The sequence below is a fragment of the Arthrobacter alpinus genome (assembly GCF_900105965.1).
In the GTDB taxonomy this organism is placed as follows: Bacteria; Actinomycetota; Actinomycetes; order Actinomycetales; family Micrococcaceae; genus Specibacter; species Specibacter alpinus.
In genome coordinates, this window is record NZ_FNTV01000001.1 from 3,669,730 (window position 1) to 3,695,319 (window position 25,590).

Below are 25,590 nucleotides of genomic sequence, written 5' to 3' on the forward strand. Positions count from 1 at the left end.
ACCAGCCGCTACTGGGCTGGTTCGAGGATTCGTTGGAAGAGGATGTGGTCCTGCCACCGGCCGGCAATATTTAGATACTCGGGCGCCAGCCCGTAGCGGATGAAACCGTTCTTCTCGAGTACTTTTTGCGAGCGAACGTTGTCCAGGAGAGTTTCGGCCTGGATCCGGTGCAGACCAAGCTGCTGTCCGGCGTACTCGATTGCTTCCGCTACAGCCGCGCTGGCGAGCCCTGCGCCATTCTCTGTTTCGGACACCCAATAGCCAAGTACGGCCGATTGAAATGCGCCATGAACAATCCCGCTTATGTTCAGCCGCCCGGCAAGATCGCCGTCGGAGTTCAGGATGGCCAGCGGCACCATGGTCCCGCCTTCATAGGCGTCCAGGGCAGCGCGGACCAATTCGCCTTGCTTGGCAACCGTGAAGAATTCATCCCCGCGCACGGGATCCCAAGGACGAAGAAACTCGCGGTTGCTGGCGAACAGCGCCGTCAGCTCCTGAACATCGGAGCATTCCAGCAATCTTGTAACGGCACTCATGACGCATTTCCCGTTCCCGGTGTCAGCCATGACGGCCGCCACCGCGGTTCACCTTATTTAGAGGTGGTTGAGTAGATCGGCCACGGAATTCATCGCCTGATCAGGGCGGAACGGGTAGGCGTCAATGTCCTCCGGCTGGGTGATGCCGGTGAACACCAATACGGTGTGCAATCCGGCCTCCATGCCAGCGATGATGTCTGTGTCCATCCGGTCGCCGATCATCGCGGTTGTTTCCGAGTGTGCCTGGATCCGGTTCATGGCTGATCGGAACATCATCGGGTTGGGCTTGCCCACAATGTAGGGTTCCCGGCCGGTGGCCTTGGTAATCAACGCGGCAATGGCTCCTGTGGCGGGCAGTGGCCCTTCCATGGACGGGCCAGTGGCGTCCGGGTTCGTGGCGATGAACCGGGCGCCGTCACCGATGAGGCGGATGGCCTTCGTGATTGCCTCGAAAGAATAACTACGGGTCTCGCCCAGCACCACGTAATCGGGCTTCTGGTCGGTGAGGATGAAGCCTGCGTTGTGCAGCGCCGTCGTCAATCCAGCCTCGCCAATAACGTAGGCGCGACCGTGCGGCATCTGAGACTTCAGGAACTGGGCGGTGGCTAGGGCCGAGGTCCACAGGTTTTCCTCGGGGATCTCCAGGCCGGAAGCTTTGAGCCGGGCAGCGAGGTCGCGCGGGGTGTAGATGGAGTTGTTGGTCAGCACCAAGAATCGCTTGGACGTGTCCACCCAACGCTGGATCAGGTCTGCAGCGCCGGGGACGGCCTTGTTTTCGTGGACCAGAACGCCGTCCATATCGGTGAGCCAACATTCGATGTCTACGGGCTGGCGTGATTGCGCGTTGCTCATGATTCCTCCTGATAGGACAAAGGTGTTCAACCCCAGTCTGTCAGATGAGCCCGTGGGCACGGGAATGGCGCGGAGATGGAACGGCTAAAGTTAACCGGTGAGCAATCCCAACAACACTTTCCCCGCGCCGGACGCTGGCGCGCCCGCGGAGACGCCCGAATACCCCGAGCTGCACCATGAAGTAGGCGTTGGTCCGTGGGAAGGCGAATTGCCTGCGGGCGAGCATTGGGACCCGGAACTGCTGGCCAACGGGGACCGGCGCAACGTGCTCGATGAATACCGTTACTGGAGCATGGACGCCATCGTGGCCGAGTTGGACACCCGCCGCCACGACTTCCACGTCGCCATTGAAAACTGGCAACATGACATGAACATCGGCACCGTAGTGCGCACGGCCAATGCCTTCCTGGCCAAGGAAGTGCACATCATCGGACGACGGCGTTGGAACAAGCGCGGTGCCATGGTCACCGACCGCTACCAGCACGTCCGCCACCACCCCACAGTCGAGGACTTTGTTACTTGGGCGCGGGGTGAAGGCCTGGCGATCATCGGGATCGACATCTTCCCGGATTCTGAACAACTGGAAACGTACGAGCTGCCGCGCAACTGCGTTTTCGTCTTCGGCCAGGAAGGCCCCGGCCTGAGCGATGAGGTGCATGCCGCGGCACAGACCACGCTGTCCATTGAACAGTTTGGTTCCACCCGATCCATCAATGCAGCCTCTGCAGCCGGCATCGCCATGCACGCGTGGATTCGCCGACACGTCTTCAACCAGAGCGTCAGCTAGTCAGGCGCCCCTCTTTCGCGCATGTCCGGACGTGCGCGGAAAGCGGGAACGTACGCGGCGACCGGCGTCGGGCTTGAAAAAATGTCCACAGACTGAACCCTGGCTTCATCTTGTTCGCCACTTTGGGCGCACTCGCTAAGATGGAGCTAGCCATGCGGGGCTGACTTGTCGTCAGCCCCTTTGTACCGTTCAGCCCAGAGGAGCTTTTCATGCCCATCGCAACACCGGACAAGTATGCCGAAATGATCGACCGCGCCAAGGCTGGCGGATTCGCCTACCCCGCGGTCAACGTGACATCCTCACAGACTCTTAACGCAACCCTTCAGGGCTTTGCCGATGCCGGAACCGACGGCATCATCCAGGTTTCAACCGGTGGCGGCGCTTACTGGTCAGGCGCAAGCGTCAAGGACATGGTTGCCGGTTCTTTGGGTTTCGCAGCATTCGCCCGCGAAGTAGCCAAAAACTACCCCATCAACGTGGCTCTGCACACCGACCACTGCCCCAAGGACAAGCTGGACGGCTTTGTTCTGCCCCTGCTGGAAGCTTCCGAGCGTGAAGTTGCAGCAGGCCGCGACCCGATCTTCAACTCCCACATGTGGGATGGCTCCGCTGAAACCCTCGAAGAGAACCTGCGCATCGGCCGCGAACTGCTGGCCCGCACCTCCGCGGCAAAGATGATCCTCGAAGTTGAAATCGGCGCTGTTGGCGGCGAAGAAGACGGCGTGGAGAACGCCATCAACGACAAGCTGTACTCCACCATCGAAGATGGCCTGGCCACGGTTGAAGCACTGGGCTCCGGCGAGAACGGCCGCTACATCACGGCACTGACCTTCGGCAACGTGCACGGCGTCTACAAGGCCGGCAACGTCAAGCTGCGCCCGGAGATCCTGAAGGAAATCCAGGCAGCCGTTGGTGCCAAGATCGGCAAGGAAAACCCGTTTGACCTGGTCTTCCACGGCGGATCCGGCTCCTCCGACCAGGAAATTGCCGACGCTGTTTCCTTCGGTGTCATCAAGATGAACATCGACACCGACACCCAGTACGCCTACACGCGTCCCGTGGTTGATCACATGTTCTCCAACTACTCCGGCGTCCTGAAGGTTGACGGCGAAGTTGGCAACAAGAAGCTGTACGATCCCCGCGTCTGGGGCGCCTCGGCCGAAAAGGGCCTGGCAGCACGCGTTGTTGAGGCTGCCTCGCAGCTTGGCTCCGCAGGCAAGACGTTCAAGTAAATGTCTGACGATTTCCGTAAGAACCTCCTCGGCCCGGAGCCAACGCTGCTCCCGGCCGAGGTGGATGTTCAGGCACGGTTGGACGCTGGGGATGAGGCAGTGGATTTGGCTGCCGCCAACCCCACGTCCTCGCTCTTGTGGGCGATCCTGGCAGACGAGGCGTATGCCGAAGGCCGGACCATTGAGTCCTACGCCTACGCGCGCACCGGCTACCACCGCGGCCTGGACGCACTGCGTCGCAACGGCTGGCGCGGAACCGGCCCTGTTCCGTTCGAGCATGAGGGCAACCGCGGATTCCTGCGTGCGCTGTACGCGTTGGGCCGTGCTGCAGGTGCTATCGGCGAGTCCGATGAAGCTGCCCGCATTGCCACGTTCCTGAACGACTCCGACCCGTTGGCAACTGCCGCGATCGAAGCCGCTCTGTAGCTTGCTGCAAGAAATGCCGCCGCTCCCGCTTTATGCCACCGATATACCGGTGGCATTTTGCGGGAGCGGCGGCATTTCTGCTTGGGTGGACCTCGACGCGGGGGGAACCCACCCTGCATGATGTGGGTATGGAGAAACTAGTCTCATCGCCGGCCGCCGTTGCAGCGTTCGGCGCCCTTGCTGCGGACACCGCCGATGCGGGCGTCACTGTCGGAAAAATGTTCGGCGCCACCTCATTGATGGTTGGCACCAAGGCCGTTGGCTGCCTGCATGGCGACGGGGTGGCATTCAAGTTGGGCCGTGACAGCACCGGTCACGCGGCCGCGCTTGCGCTCCCTGGCGCGGCACTGTTTGATCCCTCGGGGATGGGCAGGCCGTTCAAGGATTGGGTTCTTGTACCCCTTGCCTCAGCAGACCAATGGGTGGTGTTGGTGGAGGCTGCACTGGCGGCCCGACCTTCCCCTTGACCCGTCACATAATGCCGTTTAGGAAAATCTAAGCGTCATTATGTGACGGGTCGACATGTGGGCTTCGTCCATGTGGTGGTGTTAATGTGCACCGTGCCGGGCATTCCGGTAAACTCAGGACGTAAGACCCCCTTGATCGTTTGCCAGCCCACAGCAATTGCTGGGAAGGCCAATGGTACCCAAGGGGTATTTTCGTGTCCGGACACCGCACGGCGGAACAACCGCCGGCCTCTGCAGCGTCCGGCTCAACTTATGAGCAAGGGGGAGGGTCCCATGCCAGCAATCGTAATCGTCGGCGCCCAGTGGGGTGACGAAGGTAAAGGCAAGGCCACAGATCTTCTAGGTGGTTTGGTCGACTATGTAGTGAAGCCCAACGGTGGAAACAATGCCGGGCACACCGTGGTTGTAGGCGGTGAGAAGTATGAGCTCAAGCTCCTTCCCGCCGGTATTCTGAGCCCCAATGCAACACCCATTATTGGCAATGGCTGCGTTGTGAACCTTGAGGCGTTGTTTGAGGAGATCGAGGGCCTGGAGGCCCGCGGCGCGGACACGTCCAAGCTGCGCATTTCCGCCAACGCCCACCTGGTGGCCCCGTACCACCAGGTGTTGGACAAGGTCACCGAGCGTTTCCTTGGCAAGCGCGCCATCGGCACCACCGGCCGCGGAATCGGCCCGGCGTACATGGACAAGGTGGCCCGGCTGGGCATCCGCGTTCAGGACCTCTTTGACGAGTCCATCCTGCGCCAGAAGGTGGAAGGATCGCTCAAGCAGAAGAACCAGCTGCTCGTGAAGGTGTACAACCGCCGCAACGTTGAGGTTGAGGAGATCGTGGAGTACTTCCTCGGTTTCGCTGAGCGTGTCCGGCCCATGGTCATTGACGCAACCTTTGTGTTGAATGAAGCTTTGGATCGCGGCGAAGTCGTGCTCATGGAAGGCGGTCAGGCTACGTTCCTGGACGTTGACCACGGCACCTACCCGTTCGTGACCTCCTCCAACCCGACAGCCGGTGGCGCCTCGGTTGGTTCAGGCATTGGTCCCACACGGATCAACCGCGCGGTGGGCATCATCAAGGCCTACACCACGCGTGTTGGCGCCGGACCGTTCCCCACGGAGCTGTTCGACGACATGGGCTTGTACCTGCAGAAGACCGGCGGTGAGTTTGGTGTGAACACCGGCCGCCCGCGTCGTTGCGGTTGGTACGACGCCGTTTTGGCCCGCCACGCCTCCCGCGTCAACGGCTTCACGGACTACTTCGTCACCAAGCTTGACGTGCTCACGGGCATCGAACAGATCCCTGTGTGCGTGGCCTATGACGTCGACGGTGTTCGCTTCGATGAGATGCCGATGACTCAGACCGACTTCCACCATGCGAAGCCGATTTTCGAGTACTTCCCCGGCTGGACCGAGGACATCACCGGTGCTCGCACCTTGGATGACCTGCCGGAAAACGCACGCAACTACGTGCTGGCCCTTGAAGGCATGTCCGGAACCCGGCTCTCCGCCATTGGTGTTGGCCCGGCCCGTGACCAGACGATCGTGCGCTACGACCTCATCAACGACTGATAGCCACGCCCTCTTAGGCGAGGACGACGCCGGAACACCAAGTTCCGGCGTCGTCCTCGCCTTTTTCTTTGGGCGTCTTGGGAGCCGGTAGGTGCGCCAGCCGAATCACGGGCTAGGCTGTTTTTACGCATTAGCCCGACGGAAGGACCCATAGCCATGAAAGTCAGTGTTGGACAGTTCAATCCGGGCGGGGACGTTACTGCGAACCTGGCCACGATGCGCAGGCTTTCCGCGGAGGCGGCACAGGAAGGCAGCAAGCTAATCCTGTTCCCGGAAGAGGCAATGTTCTCCGTGGGCCAGGTGGAGGGTGATTTTTCCGCCGCGGTTGACGCCCAGTGGACAACATTTGTGCAGGGACTCTCTCTCGTGGCTGCCGATGCCGGGATCGCCGTGATAGCCGGTGGCTACGAATCCAGCGGAGAACCCCGCCCCTACAACACCTTGGTGGCGGTGGGCGACGACGGTGAAATTTTGGGCACCTACCGCAAATTGCACCTCTACGACGCCTTCTCATATCAAGAATCCACCCGCATCAAGCCCGGCGACAAAGGCGTCACCGTGGTGGACATTGGCGGTTTCAAGGTGGGAATCATGACGTGCTACGACATCCGCTTCCCGGAACTGGCGCGTGCGCTGGCGATCTCGGGTGCGGAGTTGATCTGTGTTTCGGCCGCATGGTTCAAGGGCGAGCACAAGATTGAGCATTGGGAGACCCTGCTCAAGGCCCGTGCCATTGAGAACACGTGCTGGGTGGCAGCCGCGGGTACCTCCAGCAGTCACTGCATTGGCCACTCCGCCATTCTGGACCCCATGGGCATTCCCATCGACTTCCTCAATGAGGAGGCCGAAGGCATCGCCACAGCGGATGTCACGCACCGCCGCGTCGAGGAGGTTCGGGAGTTCCTGCCCGTTCTGAGCAACCGCCGTTTTGACAGCAATACCGTGGTGACCCCGGCCGGCTAGAAAGTCCTCGTTGACGTGGAATCAGCCGGTGGTTAGTGTCAGGATCAGGAGGAAATCATGAATGATGACAAGATCTGGGAAGTGCTGGAGCCGATGTACCCGGTTGCACTCGAGGATGTTCCGCTGGATGGCCGATGGCTCAAACCGCCCTTTGCCAACGACGCTGCAGGACGAGCGATTGTGTGCAACGACGGCGATTTCCAATTCGTTGTGGTCAACCGGAAAACGCTCGCCGTACAGTACGTCTGCGAGGACGAGGAAACGCTGATCGCCTCAAACCTTGAAACGCTGCCTGCCATCGTCGCCGCCTGGGGATCCATTGACAGGGATACCGTGGGACCCGAGGATGACGAGGATTTCTCGGCCGTCAAGAAGTCCTTTCAGGAACAACTCCAGCAATTGGACCCTGCAGCTGCGGCCGCGAACGAGTTTTGGGCCCTCTACACTGAGGAACTAACCAGCGAGGACTATGTCGATCTCGACGATGACGATGAGGAAGAAGAAGAGCCTGAGTCTGATTCCGGCGACAACGACAGGCCCAGCAGCGACTCTTCATTTATCGACGCTTGAGGCGGCGTAACAGCCCGGTGTCGAAGGGTGTTTTGGCGCGCCGTGGGATTAAGCTCGAATCATGGCACACACAAACGATCCGCAGGTCATCCGCCGCTTGCTGACCACTCCCGGGCGGTGGGCCGTTGTTGGACTTTCCGGCAACCCGCTGCGCCCTGCTGTTGGTGTCTCTGCATTCCTCCAGCAGCATCTGGGCCACGAGATCATTCCGGTGAGCCTCAAGGGCGATGACGTCCACGGCGCCAAGGGTTATAAGACCTTGGCGGAGGTCCCGGGCGAGGTTGATGTGGTGGATTGTTTTGTAAACTCCACCAAGGTGGGGGCGGTGGTCGATCAGGCCATTGCCATTGGCGCCAAGGCCGTTTGGCTGCAACTTGGGGTTGTCGATGAAGCGGCCGCGCAGAGGGCGCTTGCGGCTGGGCTCGACGTTGTCATGAATACGTGCCCCAAGATTGAATCCGCAAGACTTGGCCTTTAGGCCGGAATTCTCAATCCCTTCTTCTCACCACCTCGAATTTCACCCGCGCTCTGATCCGTGTTCATGGCGCGCATGCCAGGAAAGTATTCATGCCTCGCCATATCTCCCACTCCCGAAATGAGAGTCGCCGCATAGGGCTCGTGATCCTGGCTCTGGTGGTAGCCCTGGTTGTAGCGGGGATGTGGTGGGTGGTCTCCACGACGGCGGCCGACACCTCCGCGCCAACCCAGACGTCGGCGTCGAGCATTTCAATCGCGGCAGAAACAACTGTGCCGCCAACAACAATGCGGCCAACAACCGCGGTGACCAACTTGGCCACCGGGCGGGTGGACACCCTCGACGGGCTAGTTCCTGACTACGTTCTGCCGCCCATCGTGGACGGATTGGCACCCGTGCTGACGAAGATTCCCACGGAGCAAAAAGTTGTATTTTTGACCATTGACGATGGTGCCCTGAAGCGGGATTCGGACCTGGAGCTGCTGGAGGAGAACGGGATCAAGGCTTCCATTTTCCTGGCGCACAAATTCATCGCCGGTGATTCCCAGTTTTACAAGAAATACACCGCTGCCGGGCACCTGATCGAAAATCATACGATGACCCACAATCTGGGATTCATTCAGCTCAGCTACGAGCAGCAAAAGGCTGAGATTTGCGGCATGGCGGACTTCGCCGAGCAGCAATATGGGCGGCGTCCGGTATTCTTCCGGCCCCCGGGCGGACCGTACACGCAGGTTACTCGGCAAGCCGTGGCCGACTGTGGACTCAAGGCGATTGTCGATTGGGAAGCCAAAGCCAACGCGGGCGGCATGGACTACCAGGTGGGTGCCGGACTGCGACCCGGCGACATTGTCCTGATGCACTTCCGCCCAGAGTTTCCGGATGATCTTGGGGCTTTCTTGAAAGCGCAACAGGCCGCCGGGCTCAAGGTTGTTCTGCTGGAGGATTACCTAGCCACAAACTAGCAGGTAGCGTGGATGCCATGACGCGCATTGTTTACTACACGGCTTCAACACTCAACGGCTACCTCGCGGACCCGCACGATTCCCTGGACTGGCTCTTTGCCGTCAAAGGCGAGGACGGGCCCGACATTGCGGCGTTTATGGACGCCATGGGTGTTTTCGTGGAAGGTTCCTCCACTTATGAGTGGGTGCTCAAGCACGAGAACTTGCTGGCGGAACCGGCCAAATGGCAGCAGTACTATGGCGACAAGCCCACATATGTCTTTACCTCACGGACGCTGCCCGTGCCTGAAGGAGCCGATGTGCGCTTTATTAACGGCCCCGTGGCAGGCGTGCTCGAGGAAATCAAGGCAGCCTCCGGGGATTTGGACGTGTGGGTTGTTGGCGGCGGTGATCTTGCCGGGCAATTCCTTGACCTGAATGCGCTTGATGAACTTGTGGTCACCTTTGCCCCTGCCGCGCTTACCTCTGGTGCGCCCCTGCTGCCTCGAAACATTGGTTCAGATCGCCTGACACTGCGCAGCGCCGAACAGCGCGGCCAGTTTGCCATGCTCAGCTACGACGTTCAAAGCGCCACATGAGCATTACGGCCGCAGCCCTCAGAGCAGCTGCCCTATCGATGCCCGGAACTTATGAGGATTATCCCTTCGGCCCGGAAACAGCCGTGTTCAAGGTCAAAGCACCCAGCAGCGGCGGGTCTGAGCGGCCCGGAAAGGTGTTTGCGTTGGGCAACCTGGAATCATCCCCAATGAGCATCAGCCTCAAGTGCGACCCCGAACTGGCGCCGGCGCTGCGGTCGGCCAACCCCGGCATCACGGGCGGCTATCACTTGAACAAGCGCCATTGGAATACCGTGGACACCGCCCAGGTGGCGTCGGAGATGGTGCTGGAGATGTTGGAAGATTCGTACGACCTTGTGGTGGCCGGGCTGCCCAAGAAACAGCAGGAAGCCTTGGAGTGGAGCGCGTATGTCGCCAAGAGCTAGTCGTGGCCGCCTGGACTATCCGTATCAGGGGTTGACCCGGCAGATTGCGCAGGCGGCTGCAGATGTGGACCACTGGCCCGCAGGGTTCTCGCATGTAGACAAGACGTTGAGCGTTGGCCGCGGGTTGGAGGTCTTCAACGCTTTAGCCGAGGGCATCATGACGTGGGAAATTCAGCGCCGTGCCGGGCTTCATGTGAAGGCGCCGGCGCGGGCAGCGGTGGGTGCGCACATTGTCAGTGGCTTCGGTGTGGGCAACCTCAGGCTCCCGGTTCCCTGCGAAGTAGTGTGGGCGCTGGAGCCTACCCTGATGGATGGTCCAGGCGGACAGGAGGTGACCATGGCTGGCTTTGGCTATGGCACCTTGCCGGGGCATCCGGCCCTGGGTGAGGAGGCCTTTATTGCCATGTTGATGCCCGACGGCGGCGTCGACTTCAGGCTGTTGGCCTTCAGCAGGCCGGCCGGACTGATTTATACGCTCGGTTCACCCGTGACCAAATTGACCCAGGCCGGCGTGACGCGTTCTTACCAGCAGGCCGCACGCACTCTGGCCGGCGGATTCTAGGCGCATTTAAAACGACGACCCGTCAGATAACGCCGCTAATGCAAGAGCTTAGGGGCGTTATCTGACGGGTCGTGGAACAGTGTTCTAGCCGAAGTACTTCGGCAGGGTTCCTTCGTGTGCTTCGCGGAGTTCATCCAGCGGGGCGCTGAACAGGCCCTGCAGGTCCAAGGCGTCACCGGCTGCGTCAACAACACCAATGCGGGCTACCGGGAAACGGCGAGCGGTGCACATGTCGTTGAAGCGAACTTCTTCGCTGCGGGGAACGGACACAATGGCGCGTCCCTGCGTCTCGGAGAACAGCAGCGTGAAGGTGTCCACGCCGTCGCGGGCGGCAACCTCATCCAGGGCCACGCGGGCACCGGTGTTGAAGCGCAGTGCCGACTCCACCAGAGCCGCCGCCAAGCCACCCTCGGAGAGGTCGTGGGCGGAATCGATCATGCCGTCGCGGGAAGCGTTGATCAGGATTTCACCCAATTCGCGCTCGAGCTCCAGATCAACCTTCGGCGGCAGGCCGCCCAGGTGGCCGCGCATGTTGGCCCACTCGGAACCATCCATTTCAGCGGCCGTGGTGCCCAGCAGGTAAATTGCCTGGCCGTCTTCGGCCCAGCCCGACGGCGTCCGGCGCGCGACGTCGTCGAACTTGCCCAGGACTGCCACAACCGGGGTGGGGTGGATGGGCGTGGTGCCCGTCTGGTTGTATAGCGAGACGTTGCCGCCGGTGACCGGGATGCCCAGCACCATGCAGGCGTCGGACAGGCCGCGGATGGACTCGGCCAGCTGCCACATGACATCCGGGTCCTCGGGGGAACCGAAGTTCAGGCAGTCAGAGACGGCCATCGGGATTGCGCCCGAGGTGGCCACGTTGCGGTAGGCCTCGGCCAACGCGAGCTGTGCACCGTGGTACGGGTCAAGGAAGGTGTAGCGGCCGTTGGCGTCGGTGGCCAGGGCAACGCCCAGGCCGGTCTCTTCGTCAACACGGATCACGCCGGCATCATCCGGGAACGCCATGGCGGTGTTGCCACCCACGTAACGGTCGTACTGGTCGGTGATCCAGTTCTTTGAGCACATGTTCGGGGAAGCAACGAGCTCCAGCACGGCTGCCTTCAACTCGTCCGCGGAAGCGGGACGGCCGCCATCCTGAACGGATCCGGTGAAGGTGTCGGCCTGGAGAGCGTCCTGCCACTCGGGGCGGGCAAACGGGCGGTCGTAAACCGGACCGTCGTGCGCAACGGTGCGGGGATCGACGTCGACAATTACTTCGCCCTCCCACTTGATGATCAAGCGGCCGGTGCCGGTAACTTCGCCGAGCCAGGAGTACTCCACAGCCCACTTTTCCATGACTGCTTCAAACGCCGCCATGTTCTCCGGCGTCACAACAGCCATCATGCGTTCCTGCGACTCGGACATCAGGATTTCGCCCGGGGTCAGAGTGGGGTCGCGCAACAGCACGGACGTCAGTTCAACTTCCATGCCGCCGTCGCCGTTGGAGGCCAGCTCGCTGGTGGCGCAGGAAATACCTGCGGCGCCGAGGTCCTGGATGCCTTCAACAAGTGAGCCCTTGAACAGCTCGAGGCAGCACTCGATGAGCACCTTCTCGGCGAAGGGGTCGCCCACCTGAACGGCGGGGCGCTTGGAGGGCTTGGTGTCATCGAAGGACTCCGAGGCCAGCACCGAGGCGCCGCCAATGCCGTCGCCGCCGGTGCGCGCACCGAACAGGACAACCTTGTTGCCCTTGCCCGAGGCGTTGGCCAGGCGGATGTCCTCGTGGCGCATAACACCAACAGCCAAGGCGTTGACCAGCGGGTTGCCCTGGTAGATGGAGTCAAACACCATTTCGCCGCCGATGTTCGGCAGGCCCAGCGAGTTGCCGTAGCCGCCGATGCCGGCAACGGCACCGTGCATGACGCGGGCGGTGTCCGGGTGGTCGATTGCACCGAAGCGCAGCGGATCCATGACGGCCACGGGGCGTGCACCCATGGAGATGATGTCGCGGACAATGCCGCCAATGCCGGTTGCCGCACCCTGGTAGGGCTCAACGAACGACGGCGAGTTGTGGGACTCGATCTTGAACGTTACGGCCCAGCCGTCGCCCAAGTTGGTGACGCCGGCGTTTTCGCCGATGCCAACCAGCATGTCCTTCTTCATTTCCTCCGTGACCTTGTCGCCAAACTGGCGCAGGTGGTTCTTGGAGGACTTGTAGGAGCAGTGCTCGCTCCACATGACGGAGTACATGGCGAGTTCGGCGCCGGTGGGACGTCGTCCCAAAACCTTCACGACGTCGTCGAACTCGTTTTGCTTCAGGCCCAGCTCGGCCCAGGGCAGCTCAACATCGGGGGTCACGGCGGCGTTGGCCACGGTGTCGATGTTGAACTTCTTGGTGGTGTCAGCGGAGATCTCAGACATTTATTTGCCTCCCAGAAGCGTGTTCAAAACTGAGGTGAAGAAACCCAGTCCGTCGGTGCCGGTATGGCCGGGGCCGTAGCCGGTTTCCACTGCGTGCTCGGGGTGCGGCATGAGGCCCACCACGTTGCCGGCGGCGTTGGTGATGCCGGCAATGTCACGGCGTGAACCGTTCGGGTTGCCGCCCACGTAGCGGAATGCCACACGACCCTCAGCCTCAAGGGCGTCGAGCGTCTTCTCGTCGGCGATGTACTGGCCATCCTGGTTCTTCAACGGGATGGTGATGTCTGCACCGGCCGAGTAGGCGTTGGTCCAGGCGGTGGTGTTGTTCTCAACGCGCAAAACCTGATCGCGGCACAGGAACTTCAGGTGGTCATTCTTGATCATGGAGCCGGGCAGCAGGTGCGCCTCGGTCAAGATCTGGAAACCGTTGCAAATACCCAGAACAGGCAGCTTGGCATCGGAGTTCGCGGCGTCCACGATCTTGCCCATCAGCGGGGCAAAGCGGGAGATGGCGCCTGCGCGCAGGTAGTCGCCATAGGAGAATCCACCGGGGATGATGACGGCATCAACGGCGGCAAGTTCGGCGTCGCCGTGCCAAAGTTCGACGGCGGTGGCACCGGACAGGCGGACGGCGCGGATTGCGTCGCGGTCATCAAGCGTGCCGGGGAAGGTGACAACGCCGATGCGGGCTCCCGCCAAGCGGGAATCAACGGGAGTCGTGGTGACTCCGCCAATCAAGGGAGTTTCACTCATGGTTAGTCCGCCACAACTTCAACATTGACAACGTCTTCGATGACGGGGTTGGAGAGCATGGTCTCGGCGGCTTCGCGGGCCTGGGCCAGAATCGCGTCGGTCACCTCGCCGTCAACGGTCAATTCAAAGCGCTTGCCCTGGCGGACAGCGGAGAATGCGGTGAAGCCCAAGCGGGGAAGTGCGCCAACAATGGCTTTTCCCTGCGGGTCCAGAATTTCGGGCTTGAGCATAACGTCGACAACGATCCGAGGCATCGCGGGAACTCCTGGTTGTAAAAGGGGTTGGCCGCGGAGGTGCCGTCTTACGCCGTCTTGTAGGCCAGGTTCTGTCCCACCTGAAAACCTGTACGTAATGGCGCTCCGCGAGCTTGCCTCTCCATTCTACCGAGTGTTAGCGAACTCATGAACTCTAGTGGTTCAGGTCTCTTTCCGGGCCGAACCTGTGCCTGATGCTTGCCAAAGTCACAGTAGCCATGCGTGGTGGTTTTGTGACCCAGCGCACGCTATGGTGGTGGGATGTTCCATGTCTGATGAATCACAGCTCAGCCTGGGGCACTTCATGAAATGGCGACCGCCACGCGGCCAATGCAGGCCGCCGAAAGGACCAAATGAAATCCACCGACTTTCCACGCCGATGGAAGAACGCCCGCGCGGTAACAATCGCAGGCGTACTAACTGCCGGCCTGTTGACCAGCATGATCGCCCCTGCCGTGGCGCAGGGCGAAGCTGTTTCCGCTGGCGCAGTTGGCAGCTACGCCGAACAGGTGTTGGCCAAGAATGGCGACAACGCCATTGACCCCGTACTGGGAGCCAACTACCGCATCCCCGCCCTTGCCCACCTGGGTAACGGCATTGTCCTGGCCTCCTATGATGGTCGCCCCTATGGTGGTGACTCGCCCCAGCCAAACTCCATCCTCCAGCGCCGCAGCACGGACAACGGCAAGACGTGGGGTGCGCCCACCTATGTGGCACGCGGCCAGGTGCCCACGGCCGAGAAGCTCGTCTACGGCTTCAGCGACCCCAGCTATGTGGTCGATGAGGTCACCGGGGATGTCTTCAACTTCTTCGTGTACTCCAAGGACGTCAGCTTCCAGGCTGGTGCCTTCGGCAACAACGACGCGGACCGCAAGATCACCAGCTCCGCCGTCGCCGTTTCACGAGACAAGGGCCTGACTTGGTCAATGGACCCGGCACACATGCCCGTGTTGCCCCCGGTTGACTACGCCGCGGGCTCGGAATTTGCCGGTTTCGACGGCCCGCTGATCACCGATGTAGTCAAGCCCGTGGGTGATTCCGCCAACGTGGGCGGCATCCAGGGCGTCTTTGCAGCTTCCGGTGCGGGCATCCAGCTCAAGTACGGCGAGCACAAGGGCCGCCTGGTCCAGCAGTACACCGGCAAGGTCAAGCAGGCCAGCGGTGCCATTGAGTACCAGGCCTACAGCGTCTTCTCCGACGACCACGGCAAGACCTGGCAGCGCGGTGCGTTCGTTGGCACCGGCATGGATGAAAACAAGACCGTGGAACTCTCCAACGGCGACGTGATGCTCAACTCCCGCGCCAGCAGTGGCGGCAACGGCGGCCGCAAGATCGCCATCTCCAAGGACGGCGGCGCAACGTACGGACCCGTCACTGTGGACACCCGCCTGAGTGACCCCGTCAACAACGCCTCCATTGCACGCATGTACCCGCACGCCGCGCAGGGCTCCGACGAGGCCAAGATGCTGCTGTTCTCCAACGCCAACAGCACCTCCGGACGCCAGAACGGAACCATCCGCTACTCCTGCGACGACGGCGCCACCTGGAGCGCCGGCAAGCAATTCAAGGCGGGCGCCATGAGCTACTCCACAGTGGCCCCATTGGGTGACGGCACCTTCGGCGTCTTCTATGAAGGCGACAACAACACCATGACGTTCGGCAAGTTCAACGCCGAATGGCTCGCCATCGAGTGCGGCGTTGAGCTCACCGCCAAGGCCGTCACGGGCGCCAACGGTGAAACCGTGCAGGCTGAACTGACCCTGGTGAACGGAAGCGACAAGGCCATCACCGGAGCCAAGGCCACTTTCGCCGCGAAGAACGCCTGGACTTTCGGCACTGCCGCATTTGCCGACGTCGCCGCGGGCGCCACGGCCACCGTCACTGTCCCGGTGACCATCCCCGCCAGCGCCAAGGCCGGAAGCTACAGCGTCACGGCCAAGGCCAGCTATGGAACCAGCGAATTCAATGCAGTGGTTCCCGTGACTGTCACCGGCGGCGCTGCACCCACCATCGGCCTCGGCGTCGTGGGCTCGCGCACCGACAACGGCCGCGACCTGGCCGCCACGCCGTACGCGGTTGGCGAAAAGCTCCCGTACCAGTTCGCCGTGACCAGCCTCAGCAATGTCACCTCCAACGTTGCGCCGGTCTCAGGCAATTTCGATCCGTTCCTGCCCCCGGCCGGCGGCAACTGCCGCTGGAACAACCTGGCCATGTGGGCCAACTACACCTGTGGGACGCCCCGTCACGCGGTCACGGCTGATGAACTGGCCAATGGCTTCTTTGTCCCCTTGACCACCTGGTCCGTCACCAGTACCGGCCTTGCAAGCAAGACGTTCACCATCACGGGCAGCGAAGTTGACGTGTTGGCGCGCAACCCCGAATTGTCGGCCACCGCGGCTGCCGTGTGGAACGACACCGACGGCAACGGCCTGGCCGGAGCTGGCGATACCACCACCACCACGGTCACCGCCACCAACTCCGGCAACGTCACCCTGACCGGTGTCGCCGGGCTCGGCACCGACCACGGCACCCTGGCTGTGGGAGCCACGGCCACGTTCACTCAAACCCGTGAACTTTCGACGGCGGAACTTTCCGAAGGTGCCGTGGCGGAGCGTTCCATCGCGCTCGCCGCTGTCAACGGCGCCAAGGATGCGTCCAAGGACGTCCTGGTGCAGGCGGTTGAGCTGCCCGTGCTCCCAGCGATGCCTGGCTTTGAGCCGTCCGTGACCCGTTTGGATCTGAAGGGCCAGCCTCCCGTTGACCTGGGCCTGAGCACGGGCAAGTTCAGCATCGGCGACACCGTCACGGTCAAGAACCTTCCTGCCAATGAATGGGCCTACGTGCACCTGAACCAACACGGCGCCCGCATCGGCTGGTTCCTGGCCGATGCACAGGGCACCGTCACGTTCACCGTCCCTGAGGGCACAAAGAATGGCAAGGACACCCTGGTGGTATCGGATGGGAACGGCGGGCTGTTCTCCTTCGGCACCTTCCACGTCACGCCGAACTAACCGATCCCTCCCAACACCCGCCCCTCAGCCGAGGTGTGAGATGACGCCCGTTCGGGCCCCTGCCGGAACCCGCCGGCAGGGGCCCGAACCACTTTCGATAGGATTGCCCCATGGTTTCAGTTGCTGCCCAATGGTCCGGAATGTTTGCGATTCACGTTAATGAGGACGGTGCGCAGAGCTTCTCCAGACTGGACCCAAACGGGTATTTGCCACCCTTCACCGACAATCTGGCCAATCGGGCCGCCATGGCAGCTGGCATCCGCGCCTCTTGGCGCACCGGCGGTGGGACACTGACCATCGCAGGCCACGGCGCCGACGATTGCGCCCCTTACGATGTCCTGATCAACGGCGAACGCACGCACCGGCTGCCCGCCGTCGGCCTTCACCGCCACGAGGTTGACCTGACGAGGCTGGCACCCGACTCCCTTGTGCAGCTGTGGCTGCCCCACTATGGCGATTTCACCCTGAAGCAAGCAACGCTCGACGGCGCTTCCGTCACCAGTGCGGTGGAAGAGGGCCCGCGGTGGATCACCTACGGCAGTTCCATCACGCACTGCCAACAGGCCGACGGCCCTACCCAGGCGTGGCCCGCGCTCGTGGCCGCGGCCAATGGCTGGCAGCTCACCAGCCTGGGATTGGCGGGTGAGTGCCAACTTGATCCGGTCGTCGCGGACACGATTGCCCAAACTCCGGCCGATCTCATCTCCATGTGTGTTGGCATCAACAGCTACAACGCGTCTGTTTTCTCCGAGCGCAGCTATGGCCCTGCCCTGCAGGGTTTCATCAACACGATTCGCCGGGCCCACCCCGACGTGCCGCTGGTTGTCATCTCCCCAGTGTTGTCGCTGCCTCGCGAACACAAGATCAACGAGGTGGGCTGGACGCTAGCGCACTACCGTCAGGCCACGGCAGATGTGGTTGCTGTGTTCCAGGCCAGGGGAGACGCGAACCTGCACCTCATCGACGGAGCCACCGTGCTGACGGAGCAGGAGGCCTTGGACCGGCTTCCCGACACCCTCCACCCCGATACTGCCGGATACGCCATCATGGCAGAAAGGCTGGCGCCCCAGCTCGCAGCCGCACTCCTCTAATACAGTCCCTGTCGCAGCAATGGCCGGTTTTCCCGGAACCCTTTCGCAAAAAAGTGCGATAGCGTTCCGGAAAAACCGGCCGTATGTGATGCGGCGTCTGAGGGTGCTTGTTGTTACAAGCCCAGTTCCGCCTCGAAGGAACCGGCGGAGAGCCTTGCCGAGACCGTTTGCAGGAACCGACCGGCATCGGCGCCATCCACCAGGCGGTGGTCGTACGTCAGGCACAGGTACATCATGTTCCGGATCGCAATCACGTCCCCGCCGTCGGCGCCCGCAACAACCATGGGCCGCTTCACGATGGCGCCAACACCCAGGATGCCGACCTGCGGCTGGTTGATGATGGGCGTGTCAAAGAGCGCACCCACCGAACCAATGTTGGTGATGGAGAACGTGCCTCCGTTGAGCTCCTCGGCCTTGATGGAGCCGTTGCGCGTGCGGGATGCAACGTCGGCAATCCCTGAGGCCAGGCCGGCAAGGTTCAGTGATCCTGCATCGCGCACCACCGGAACCATGAGCCCCTTCGGGGCGTCCACAGCAAACGCGAGGTGTTCGGCCCCATGGTAGGTGATGGTGCCCGCAGCCTCGTCGAATTCAGCGTTGAGCATGGGATGGACCTTCAGCGCCTCCGCCACTGCCTGGGCAATGAACGGCAGGAACGTCAGCTTCACGCCGTGAATCGCAGCAAACTGGCCCTTGGTCCGTTCCCGCAGCCGCACGATCGCGGTCACGTCCACCTCGTGGACCTGTGTCAGCTGGGTGGAGGTGTTCAGGGATTCCCGCATGCGCGAGGCAATCACAGCCCGGATTCGAGGAGCCTTCACCACGGTCCCGCGGAGCGCGGCCGGTGCCGCGGCAGCAGCCTTGGCGGGCGCCGGAACGGGCACAACGGCCGCCGACGGCGTTGCAACAGTTGAAGCGGCTGCCTTCCTGACATCGTCTCCGCGGACTCGTCCGCCGACGCCGGTTCCTGCCACGGTGGCCAAGTCAACCTTGTGCTGGCGGGCGAGCCTGCGCACCAGGGGAGTGAAGTAGAGGCCGGGCGTCTTGACCTCGACAGGCTCGACCACCGGCGGAGCCGGGGTTTCCGTAGGCGACGTCAGGGAGGCCGAGGCCGCCCGCGGCCGATTGGCCGGAAAGTCCCCAAGAGCTCCCTCTGCTCGCAAGCTCGCAGCGGGGCCCTCGCTCTCGGGGCCCTCGCTCTCGGGGCCCCTGCCGAGGGAATCCCGGTCCGCCGGGGGTGCGACCGTCGCCGCCGGGGTCTCGACAGGCTCGACCACCGGTGTCTCCGCCGCCGATTCTGCCGCGATGGTGGCCAGAACCGAGCCGATCTCAGCGATTTGGTCCTCGGGCACCATGATGCTCGTCAGGATGCCGGCGAACGGGGAGGGGATTTCGGTGTCTACTTTGTCCGTGGACACCTCCACGAGTGGCTCGTCGATGGAGACAAGATCGCCTACGGCCTTCAGCCAGCGGGTGACGGTGCCTTCGGTGACGCTTTCACCCAGGGCTGGAAGCAGTACGGAATCAGGCATTGACCGGCCTGTCCACTGTGATCTCGCCGCGGCGCAGGAGCTTGCCTGTGGGCGTTTGGAAATCGACTTCCTGCCCGCGCAGGAAGGTGCGGCGGACCACGCCGGACAGTGCACGGCCGTCGTAGGGGGTGATCGGGTTCTTGTGCTTGAGCTTGGTGACGTCAACGACGAAGGCGTCGTCGGCGGCAAAGACGGCGAAGTCGGCGTCGTAGCCGGGGGCCAGCTTGCCCTTCTTGTGCAGGCCCACGAGCTCAGCCGGGGCGGTGGACATCCACTGGATGACCTGTTCCAGGGCGATGCCGCGGTGGCGTGCCTCGGACCAGATCAGTGACAGGCCCAGCTGAAGCGAGGAAACCCCGCCCCAGGCGACGGCGAAGTCGCCGTTTTCCAGGTCTTTCAAGTCCAGGGTGCTGGGGGAGTGGTCGGTGACGATGCAGTCGATGGTGCCGTCCTGGAGTCCCTCCCACAACTTCTCGCGGTTGGAGGCTTCGCGGATGGGCGGGCAGCACTTGTAGGCGGTGCCGCCGTCGGGGATTTCCTCGGCCATGAGCGTCAGGTAGTGCGGGCACGTTTCCACTGTCAGGCGGACACCGTCGCGGCGGGCGCTGGCAATCATGGGCAGCGCGTCGGAGGAGCTCAGGTGCAGGATGTGGGCGCGGGCGCCGGTCCAGCGGGCCCGTTCAATGACCTCGGCGATGGCCAGGTTCTCGGCACCGCGGGGGCGTGAGGCCAGGAACTTGTCGTAGTGGTCGCCGGCCGCCGTGGGGGCACGGTCGATGGCGCGGGAATCCTCGGCGTGGACAATCATGATCGAGTCGAAGGACTTCAGCTCGGCCATGTCGGCTTCCATCTCGTCCGCGTCGAGCGGCGGGAATTCATCCACGCCTGAGTGGAGCAGGAAGCACTTGAAGCCGAAGACGCCGTCGTCGTGCAGGGGGCGCAGGTCCGCCTTGTTGCCGGGGATGGCACCGCCCCAGAAGCCGACGTCGACGAAGGCCTGGTCAAGCGCCACGCTGCGCTTCAACTCAAGGGCTGCAACGTTGGTGGTGGCCGGAATGCTGTTCAGGGGCATGTCGATGACGGTGGTGACACCGCCGGCCGCGGCTGCGCGGGTGGCGGAGGCAAAGCCCTCCCAGTCCGTGCGGCCGGGCTCGTTGATGTGCACGTGGCTGTCCACGAGACCCGGGATGAGGGTTTCATCGTCAGCCAACTCAATGACCTGGTGACCCTGGAGGTTGTTGCCAAGCGGCTCAAGGGCAATGACGACGCCGTCACGGACACCCACTTCGCGCGGCACAATTCCGGCGGTGGTGAGCACTCGCTGGCCGCGGAATACGAGGTCAAAAATTCCGCCGTGGGGGGCGTTTTCTTCGGTGCTAGACATGGGAAATCTCCTTTTCTTGGCCGGCGCGGGCCAGCCCCGAGCCAATGGTGGCTCCGATCTGGGCGAGCAGGGTGCCGGCGTTCTTCATGCAAAGGTTGGTGTCGGGTTCAATATCTGTCAAGGCGTGCGTGCTGGCAAAGCCGGCGTCGGCCAGGGTGTTGGCATCCAAAGTGGTGCGGCCGCAAACGGCGACCACGGGAACACCGGAGGCCCGGGCAGCGGCGCCCACGCCCATGGGGGCCTTCCCGAAGAGGCTCTGCTCGTCGAGGCTGCCTTCACCGGTGATGACCAGGCCAGCCCCGTGGAGCCGCTCCGCCAGACCGGTCAGGCCCAACACAACGTCAATGCCTGAGCGCCGCTTGGCGCTCAGTACTGCGAGAGCCGCATAGCCGGTGCCGCCGGCGGCGCCGGCTCCGGGTGCGTCAATGGCGTCCACGGCGGCGGTGCCGAGGGCGTTGGCCATGATCCTAAAATACCGTTCAAGCGCGTTTTCCAGGTGGGCGACGTGTTCCGGGGTTGCACCCTTTTGTGGTCCAAAAATGGCGGCCGCGCCTTCGGGGCCCAGCAGCGGGTTGTCCACGTCGCTGGCCAGGGTGAAGGTGACCCCGCCCAGACGCTTGTCCAGGCCAGTGACATCGATGTTCGTCACCCTGGAGAGGGCACCGCCGCCGGGCGGCAGGTGCTTGCCGGTTGCGTCCTTGAACGTGACGCCCAGGGCTGCGAGCATTCCTGCCCCGCCGTCGGTGGACGCGCTGCCGCCCACGCCCAGCACAATGTCCGTGCAGCCGTGGTCTAGTGCGGCACTGACCAACTGGCCGGTGCCGTACGTAGATGCGGCAAGAGGAGCCAGCCGGCCGTCTGGCAGGACCGCCAGCCCGGAGGCCGACGCCATCTCAATGACGGCGACCTCCCCGCGGACGGCGAACTCGGCTAGCACAGCCTCGCCGGTGGGTCCCTGCACCGTCGCATCAACCCGCGTGAATCCTGCGGCGACGACGGCGTCAATGGTGCCCTCACCGCCGTCGGCCACTGGCATCAGCTCAATGTCCAACTTCGGGTAGGCGGAGCGCAGGCCCTCCGCCAGGTGCCGGGCTACTTCCGGGGCCGAGAGCGACCCTTTGAACTTGTCCGGTGCGAGGATGACCCGCATCTTGCTAGTCCTGGCCCTGCAGCGCCAGGATGGCGGTGGGTGCGTCGGTTGCGTACTCGGCAATGTCCTCGATCTCGGTGACGTTGTCCAGCTCGGTGCCCATGGAGATGTTCGTGACCTTCTCCAGGATGGCCTCAACAACAACCGGAACCCGGAACTCTTCCATGAGCTTCTTGGCTTCGGCGAAGGCAGCGGCCATGTCCTCGGGGCGCTCAACGCGGATGGCCTTGCAGCCCAATCCCTCCGCAACCTTGATGTGGTCAACGCCGTAGCCGTTGGTCTCGGGGAGTTGATGTTCTCGAAGGCCAGGGAAACGTGGGCTTCCATCTTGAAGCCGCGCTGCGACTGGCGGATCAGGCCCAGGTAGGAGTTGTTCACAACCACGTGAATGTACGGCAGGTTGAACTGTGCGCCAACCGCCAATTCCTCGATCATGAACTGGAAGTCGTAGTCGCCGGACAGCGCAACAACGGTCTCGCCGGGCTTGCCGCGGACAACGCCCAGGGCGGCCGGACCGGTCCAGCCCAGCGGGCCGGCCTGGCCGGCGTTGATCCAGCGGCGCGGGCCGAAGACGTGCAGCATCTGCGCGCCGGCGATCTGGGACAGGCCAATGGTGGAAACGTAGGTGGTGTCCTGGCCGAAGGCCGAGTTCATCTCCTCGTAGACGCGCTGGGGCTTCATCGGCACGTTGTCGAAGTGGGTCTTGCGCTGCAGGCTGCCCTTGCGGGTGGCGCAGTCGTCGGCCCACTGGCCGTAGTTCGGCACGGTGCCTGCGGCAACGCGCTCGCGGGCTGCTTCCAGCAGCGCATCCAGGGCTGCTCCGGCGTCGGAGACGATGCCCAGATCCGGTGCGAACACGCGGCCGATCTGGGTGGGCTCGATGTCGATGTGGACGAACTTGCGGCCCTTGCGGTAGGTGTCCAAACCACCTGTGTGGCGGTTGGCCCAGCGGTTTCCGATGCCGATGACGGCGTCGGACTCCAGGAATGTAGCATTGCCGTAGCGGTGCGAGGTCTGCAGGCCAACCATGCCGGCCATCAGGGGGTGGTCATCCGGGATGGAACCCCAGCCCATCAGGGTGGGGATGACGGGGATGGAGAGCAGTTCGGCCAGTTCCACCAGGCGGTCCGAGGCCTCAGCGCTGATGACACCGCCACCGGCAACGATCAACGGGTGCTTGCCAGCCAACAGGATGTCCAGGGCCTTCTCGGCCTGCTTGCGCGTGGCGGCAGGCTTGCTCGGGGTCATCGGCTCGTAGGCGTCGATGTCGAATTCAATCTCGGCCATCTGAACGTCGATGGGCAGGTCCAACAGAACCGGGCCCGGACGGCCGGAGCGCATCAGGTAGAAGGCCTTCTGGAAGGCGCCTGGGATCTGGCCGGGTTCCTTGATGGTCATGGCCATCTTGGTCAACGGTGCGGCAATGGTCTCGATGTCCACGGCCTGGAAATCTTCCTTGTGCAGCTTGGCAACCGGGGCCTGGCCTGTGATGCACAGGATCGGCACGGAGTCCGCCCATGCAGCGTACAAGCCGGTGATCATGTCTGTGCCTGCGGGGCCGGAGGTTCCGGTACAGATGCCGATGTTGCCCTTGGCTGCGCGGGAGTAGCCGTCGGCCATGTGCGAGGCGCCCTCAACGTGGCGGGCCAGGGTGTGGTTGATGCCTCCGTGGTCGCGCATTGCGGCGTAGAAGGGGTTGATGGCTGCGCCGGGGAGGCCGAAAACTTCTGTGGCGCCCTCCTTTTCCAGGATCAGGATGGCGGCGTCAACGCTGCGCATTTTAGTCATTGTGTGCTCCTTGAAAGTCTGTGGTGGGTGGCCCTGATGGGCCGGTGCTGCCTGGGGAATGGGTTACTTGCGCCCGGAGAGTGCCGCGGCCTGCTTGAAGAGGCCGGAGTGGTCAAGGGCGCCGTCGCCCTGGGCCACCATGGCGGAGACGAGCTGTGCCACGGCTGCGCCGAGGGGGACGGTGACGCCGGCCTCGCGTGCTGCTGCGGTGACAATGCCGAGGTCCTTGTTGTGCAGGGCCAGGCGGAATCCGGGGTCGAAGTTGCGATCGAGCATCTTCTGGCCCTTCTGGTCAAGAACCTTGGAGCCGGCCAGGCCGCCGCCGAGGACCTTCAGTGCTGCGACGGTGTCGACGCCGTAGGCCTCAAGGAAGACGATTGCCTCGGAGAGGGCCTGGATGTTCACTGCCACGATCAGCTGGTTGGCTGCCTTGACTGTTTGGCCTGAGCCGGAGGGGCCCACGTGGACGATGGTCTTGCCCACTGCGTTGAGCACTTCGCCGGCGTCGGTGAAATCTTTTGCTTCGCCGCCGACCATGATGGACAAAACGCCGTCAATGGCGCCCTGTTCGCCACCGGAAACCGGGGCGTCGAGAGGGCGGATGCCCGCTGCAACGGCGTCGGCGGAGAGGCGCTTGGCCACATCGGGGCGGATGGAGCTGGCATCGATCCAGAGGGCACCCTTGCGGGCGTTGGCGAAAACGCCGTCGGCGCCGCTGACAACTGCCTCAACGTCGGGGGAGTCCGGAACCATGGTGATGATTGCGTCGGCGTCCTTGACGGCGTCGGCGATGCTCGTGCCGCCCTGGCCGCCTGCGGCAACCAGCTTGTCAATGGCGCCCTGGCTGCGGTTGAAACCGGTCACCGTGTGGCCGGCCTTGACCAGGTTGACTGCCATGGGCAGGCCCATGATTCCGAGACCGATAACTGCAACGTTTGTCATGATGAATCCTTTGCGAGAAGTAAATGTGTTGGGACGGAAGCCGGTTAGGCGGGCTGGCGGATGGCCCAGGTGAAGGCTTCGGCAGCGGGGGCCTTGTATTCGAGACCGATCGCCCCGGTGTAGCCAAGTTCGCGGCTGCGGCTGATCCACTCGCCGAGAGGAAGTTCGCCCGTGCCGGGTGCGCCGCGGCCGGGGTTGTCGGCAATCTGGATGTGCCCGAAGTCCTTGGCGTGCTGTTCAATGACTGCCGCCACGTCGTCGCCGTTGACGGCCAAGTGGTAGAAATCTGCCAGCAGCTTGACGTTCTCCACCCCGGCCGCCTGGGTCTTGGCGATAACGGACAGTGCGTCCGCGGCCGTCTTGAGGGGGTAGGCAGGGGCTCCGGAGACCGGTTCCAGAAGGACAGTTCCTCCGATGGCTGCGATGCCGCGGGCGGCTGCAACCAGGTTCTCCACGGCCAGGGCGTCCTGGGCTGCGGGGTGCTGCCCATCCTGGCGGTTGCCATAGAGGGCGTTGAAGGCCTTGCAGCCCAGGCGCTCGCCGATTCCTGCGACAACGGCGATGTTGTCCTTGAATTCGGCTTCACGTCCAATCCAGGAGACCAGTCCGCGGTCGCCTGCCGGCATGTCGCCTGCGTTGAAGTTCAGGCCCGTCAGTTGTACGCCGGCGTCGGTGATGGAGCGCTCGAAGGCGGTGAGCTCGGCATCGCCGGGAACGGAGCTGGCGAAGGGCCACCAGAATTCGACGGCGTCAAAGCCGGCGGCCTTGGCCGCGGCCGCACGCTCCAACAGGGGCAGCTCCGTCAGGAGGATGGAGCAATTCACTGTGTACGTCATCTCAAGATCCTTCCAGGGGAACGTCTATGTTCCGTGTGCTTCATTCCACATTTTCACTTCATGGAA

Annotated in this window: 24 protein-coding genes and 1 pseudogene; 14 read left to right on the top strand and 11 right to left on the bottom strand. The window is 63.0% G+C overall.

Annotation, left to right across the window (positions count from 1 at the left end; genetic code table 11):
- Positions 1 to 8: 8 nt before the first annotated feature.
- Both BLV41_RS16785 and BLV41_RS16790 read right to left on the bottom strand, forming a co-directional pair.
- On the bottom strand, positions 9 to 536 hold the full coding sequence (locus BLV41_RS16785; RefSeq protein WP_083360990.1) for a GNAT family N-acetyltransferase: 528 nt from the start codon (positions 534 to 536) through the stop codon (positions 9 to 11).
- Positions 537 to 593: 57 nt separating this feature from the next.
- The gene (locus tag BLV41_RS16790) at positions 594 to 1,388 is read right to left on the bottom strand and encodes an HAD-IIA family hydrolase (protein ID WP_044579262.1); all 795 of its coding nucleotides are present in this window, start codon (positions 1,386 to 1,388) and stop codon (positions 594 to 596) included.
- A gap of 97 nt (positions 1,389 to 1,485) precedes the next feature.
- On the opposite strand from BLV41_RS16790, the gene BLV41_RS16795 reads away from it, so the two are divergent.
- From BLV41_RS16795 to BLV41_RS16850, 12 genes are all read left to right on the top strand, one after another.
- Positions 1,486 to 2,175: a TrmH family RNA methyltransferase gene (locus tag BLV41_RS16795; protein WP_074712615.1), complete on the top strand. Its 690-nt coding sequence runs from the start codon at positions 1,486 to 1,488 to the stop codon at positions 2,173 to 2,175.
- A 209-nt stretch (positions 2,176 to 2,384) separates the two neighbouring features.
- Positions 2,385 to 3,407, top strand: coding sequence for a class II fructose-bisphosphate aldolase (gene fbaA, locus BLV41_RS16800; protein WP_044579260.1), 1,023 nt, complete (start codon positions 2,385 to 2,387; stop codon positions 3,405 to 3,407).
- On the top strand, positions 3,408 to 3,833 hold the full coding sequence (locus tag BLV41_RS16805; protein ID WP_074712617.1) for a DUF3151 domain-containing protein: 426 nt from the start codon (positions 3,408 to 3,410) through the stop codon (positions 3,831 to 3,833).
- A gap of 128 nt (positions 3,834 to 3,961) precedes the next feature.
- On the top strand, positions 3,962 to 4,300 hold the full coding sequence (locus BLV41_RS16810; RefSeq protein WP_074712618.1) for a hypothetical protein: 339 nt from the start codon (positions 3,962 to 3,964) through the stop codon (positions 4,298 to 4,300).
- 273 nt (positions 4,301 to 4,573) lie between these two features.
- On the top strand, positions 4,574 to 5,863 hold the full coding sequence (locus BLV41_RS16815) for an adenylosuccinate synthase (RefSeq protein ID WP_044579253.1): 1,290 nt from the start codon (positions 4,574 to 4,576) through the stop codon (positions 5,861 to 5,863).
- A gap of 156 nt (positions 5,864 to 6,019) precedes the next feature.
- Positions 6,020 to 6,826, top strand: coding sequence for a carbon-nitrogen hydrolase family protein (locus tag BLV41_RS16820; RefSeq protein WP_044579250.1), 807 nt, complete (start codon positions 6,020 to 6,022; stop codon positions 6,824 to 6,826).
- 57 nt (positions 6,827 to 6,883) lie between these two features.
- Positions 6,884 to 7,396 (top strand): SUKH-4 family immunity protein, encoded by a 513-nt coding sequence (locus BLV41_RS16825; RefSeq protein ID WP_044579248.1) that lies wholly within the window; start codon positions 6,884 to 6,886, stop codon positions 7,394 to 7,396.
- Between the two features lie 61 nt (positions 7,397 to 7,457).
- A complete protein-coding gene (locus BLV41_RS16830) occupies positions 7,458 to 7,874 on the top strand; it encodes a CoA-binding protein (RefSeq protein ID WP_074712619.1) in 417 nt (138 codons plus the stop codon).
- Between the two features lie 89 nt (positions 7,875 to 7,963).
- Complete coding sequence (locus tag BLV41_RS16835) at positions 7,964 to 8,836, top strand: polysaccharide deacetylase family protein (RefSeq protein WP_074712621.1); 873 nt, start codon at positions 7,964 to 7,966, stop codon at positions 8,834 to 8,836.
- Between the two features lie 17 nt (positions 8,837 to 8,853).
- Entirely contained in the window at positions 8,854 to 9,414 is a 561-nt protein-coding gene (locus BLV41_RS16840; protein WP_074713403.1) for a dihydrofolate reductase family protein, read from the top strand.
- Positions 9,411 to 9,818: an MmcQ/YjbR family DNA-binding protein gene (locus BLV41_RS16845; RefSeq protein WP_044579243.1), complete on the top strand. Its 408-nt coding sequence runs from the start codon at positions 9,411 to 9,413 to the stop codon at positions 9,816 to 9,818. Before BLV41_RS16840 ends, BLV41_RS16845 begins: the two co-directional genes overlap by 4 nt.
- Positions 9,802 to 10,380 (top strand): DUF1990 domain-containing protein, encoded by a 579-nt coding sequence (locus BLV41_RS16850; RefSeq protein ID WP_074712623.1) that lies wholly within the window; start codon positions 9,802 to 9,804, stop codon positions 10,378 to 10,380. The genes BLV41_RS16845 and BLV41_RS16850 overlap by 17 nt, the downstream gene beginning before the upstream one ends.
- Before the next feature lie 84 nt (positions 10,381 to 10,464).
- On the opposite strand, the gene purL is transcribed toward BLV41_RS16850, so the two are convergent.
- Genes purL through purS form a run of 3 tightly spaced genes read right to left on the bottom strand, consistent with a single transcriptional unit; the run spans position 10,465 to position 13,790 of the window.
- The gene (purL, locus tag BLV41_RS16855) at positions 10,465 to 12,774 is read right to left on the bottom strand and encodes a phosphoribosylformylglycinamidine synthase subunit PurL (RefSeq protein WP_074713404.1); all 2,310 of its coding nucleotides are present in this window, start codon (positions 12,772 to 12,774) and stop codon (positions 10,465 to 10,467) included.
- Positions 12,775 to 12,783: 9 nt separating this feature from the next.
- Positions 12,784 to 13,536: a phosphoribosylformylglycinamidine synthase subunit PurQ gene (gene purQ, locus BLV41_RS16860; RefSeq protein WP_074712625.1), complete on the bottom strand. Its 753-nt coding sequence runs from the start codon at positions 13,534 to 13,536 to the stop codon at positions 12,784 to 12,786.
- A gap of 2 nt (positions 13,537 to 13,538) precedes the next feature.
- Positions 13,539 to 13,790, bottom strand: coding sequence for a phosphoribosylformylglycinamidine synthase subunit PurS (purS, locus tag BLV41_RS16865; protein WP_044579236.1), 252 nt, complete (start codon positions 13,788 to 13,790; stop codon positions 13,539 to 13,541).
- A gap of 353 nt (positions 13,791 to 14,143) precedes the next feature.
- Here purS and BLV41_RS16870 point away from each other — a divergent pair, with 353 nt between their 5' ends.
- Both BLV41_RS16870 and BLV41_RS16875 read left to right on the top strand, forming a co-directional pair.
- Entirely contained in the window at positions 14,144 to 16,801 is a 2,658-nt protein-coding gene (locus BLV41_RS16870) for an exo-alpha-sialidase (protein ID WP_074712627.1), read from the top strand.
- A 110-nt stretch (positions 16,802 to 16,911) separates the two neighbouring features.
- On the top strand, positions 16,912 to 17,892 hold the full coding sequence (locus BLV41_RS16875; RefSeq protein ID WP_074712628.1) for a GDSL-type esterase/lipase family protein: 981 nt from the start codon (positions 16,912 to 16,914) through the stop codon (positions 17,890 to 17,892).
- 113 nt (positions 17,893 to 18,005) lie between these two features.
- On the opposite strand, the gene sucB is transcribed toward BLV41_RS16875, so the two are convergent.
- The 6 genes and pseudogenes from sucB to BLV41_RS16905 all read right to left on the bottom strand — a co-directional run bounded on the left by sucB (position 18,006) and on the right by BLV41_RS16905 (position 25,524).
- Positions 18,006 to 19,487 carry a 2-oxoglutarate dehydrogenase, E2 component, dihydrolipoamide succinyltransferase gene (sucB, locus tag BLV41_RS16880; protein ID WP_083360991.1) on the bottom strand — a complete coding sequence of 494 codons (1,482 nt, stop codon included), beginning with the start codon at positions 19,485 to 19,487 and terminating at the stop codon, positions 18,006 to 18,008.
- Positions 19,417 to 20,808, bottom strand: coding sequence for an allantoinase AllB (gene allB, locus BLV41_RS16885; RefSeq protein WP_074712632.1), 1,392 nt, complete (start codon positions 20,806 to 20,808; stop codon positions 19,417 to 19,419). The genes sucB and allB overlap by 71 nt, the downstream gene beginning before the upstream one ends.
- Positions 20,801 to 21,958, bottom strand: a complete 1,158-nt coding sequence (locus BLV41_RS16890) for a glycerate kinase (RefSeq protein ID WP_074712634.1) — start codon at positions 21,956 to 21,958, stop codon at positions 20,801 to 20,803. The genes allB and BLV41_RS16890 overlap by 8 nt, the downstream gene beginning before the upstream one ends.
- Before the next feature lie 4 nt (positions 21,959 to 21,962).
- Positions 21,963 to 23,746: pseudogene (gene gcl / locus BLV41_RS16895) on the bottom strand (glyoxylate carboligase).
- 63 nt (positions 23,747 to 23,809) lie between these two features.
- On the bottom strand, positions 23,810 to 24,688 hold the full coding sequence (locus BLV41_RS16900; RefSeq protein ID WP_074712636.1) for a 2-hydroxy-3-oxopropionate reductase: 879 nt from the start codon (positions 24,686 to 24,688) through the stop codon (positions 23,810 to 23,812).
- A gap of 44 nt (positions 24,689 to 24,732) precedes the next feature.
- Positions 24,733 to 25,524: a hydroxypyruvate isomerase family protein gene (locus BLV41_RS16905; protein ID WP_074712638.1), complete on the bottom strand. Its 792-nt coding sequence runs from the start codon at positions 25,522 to 25,524 to the stop codon at positions 24,733 to 24,735.
- Between the last annotated feature and the right edge of the window lie 66 nt (positions 25,525 to 25,590).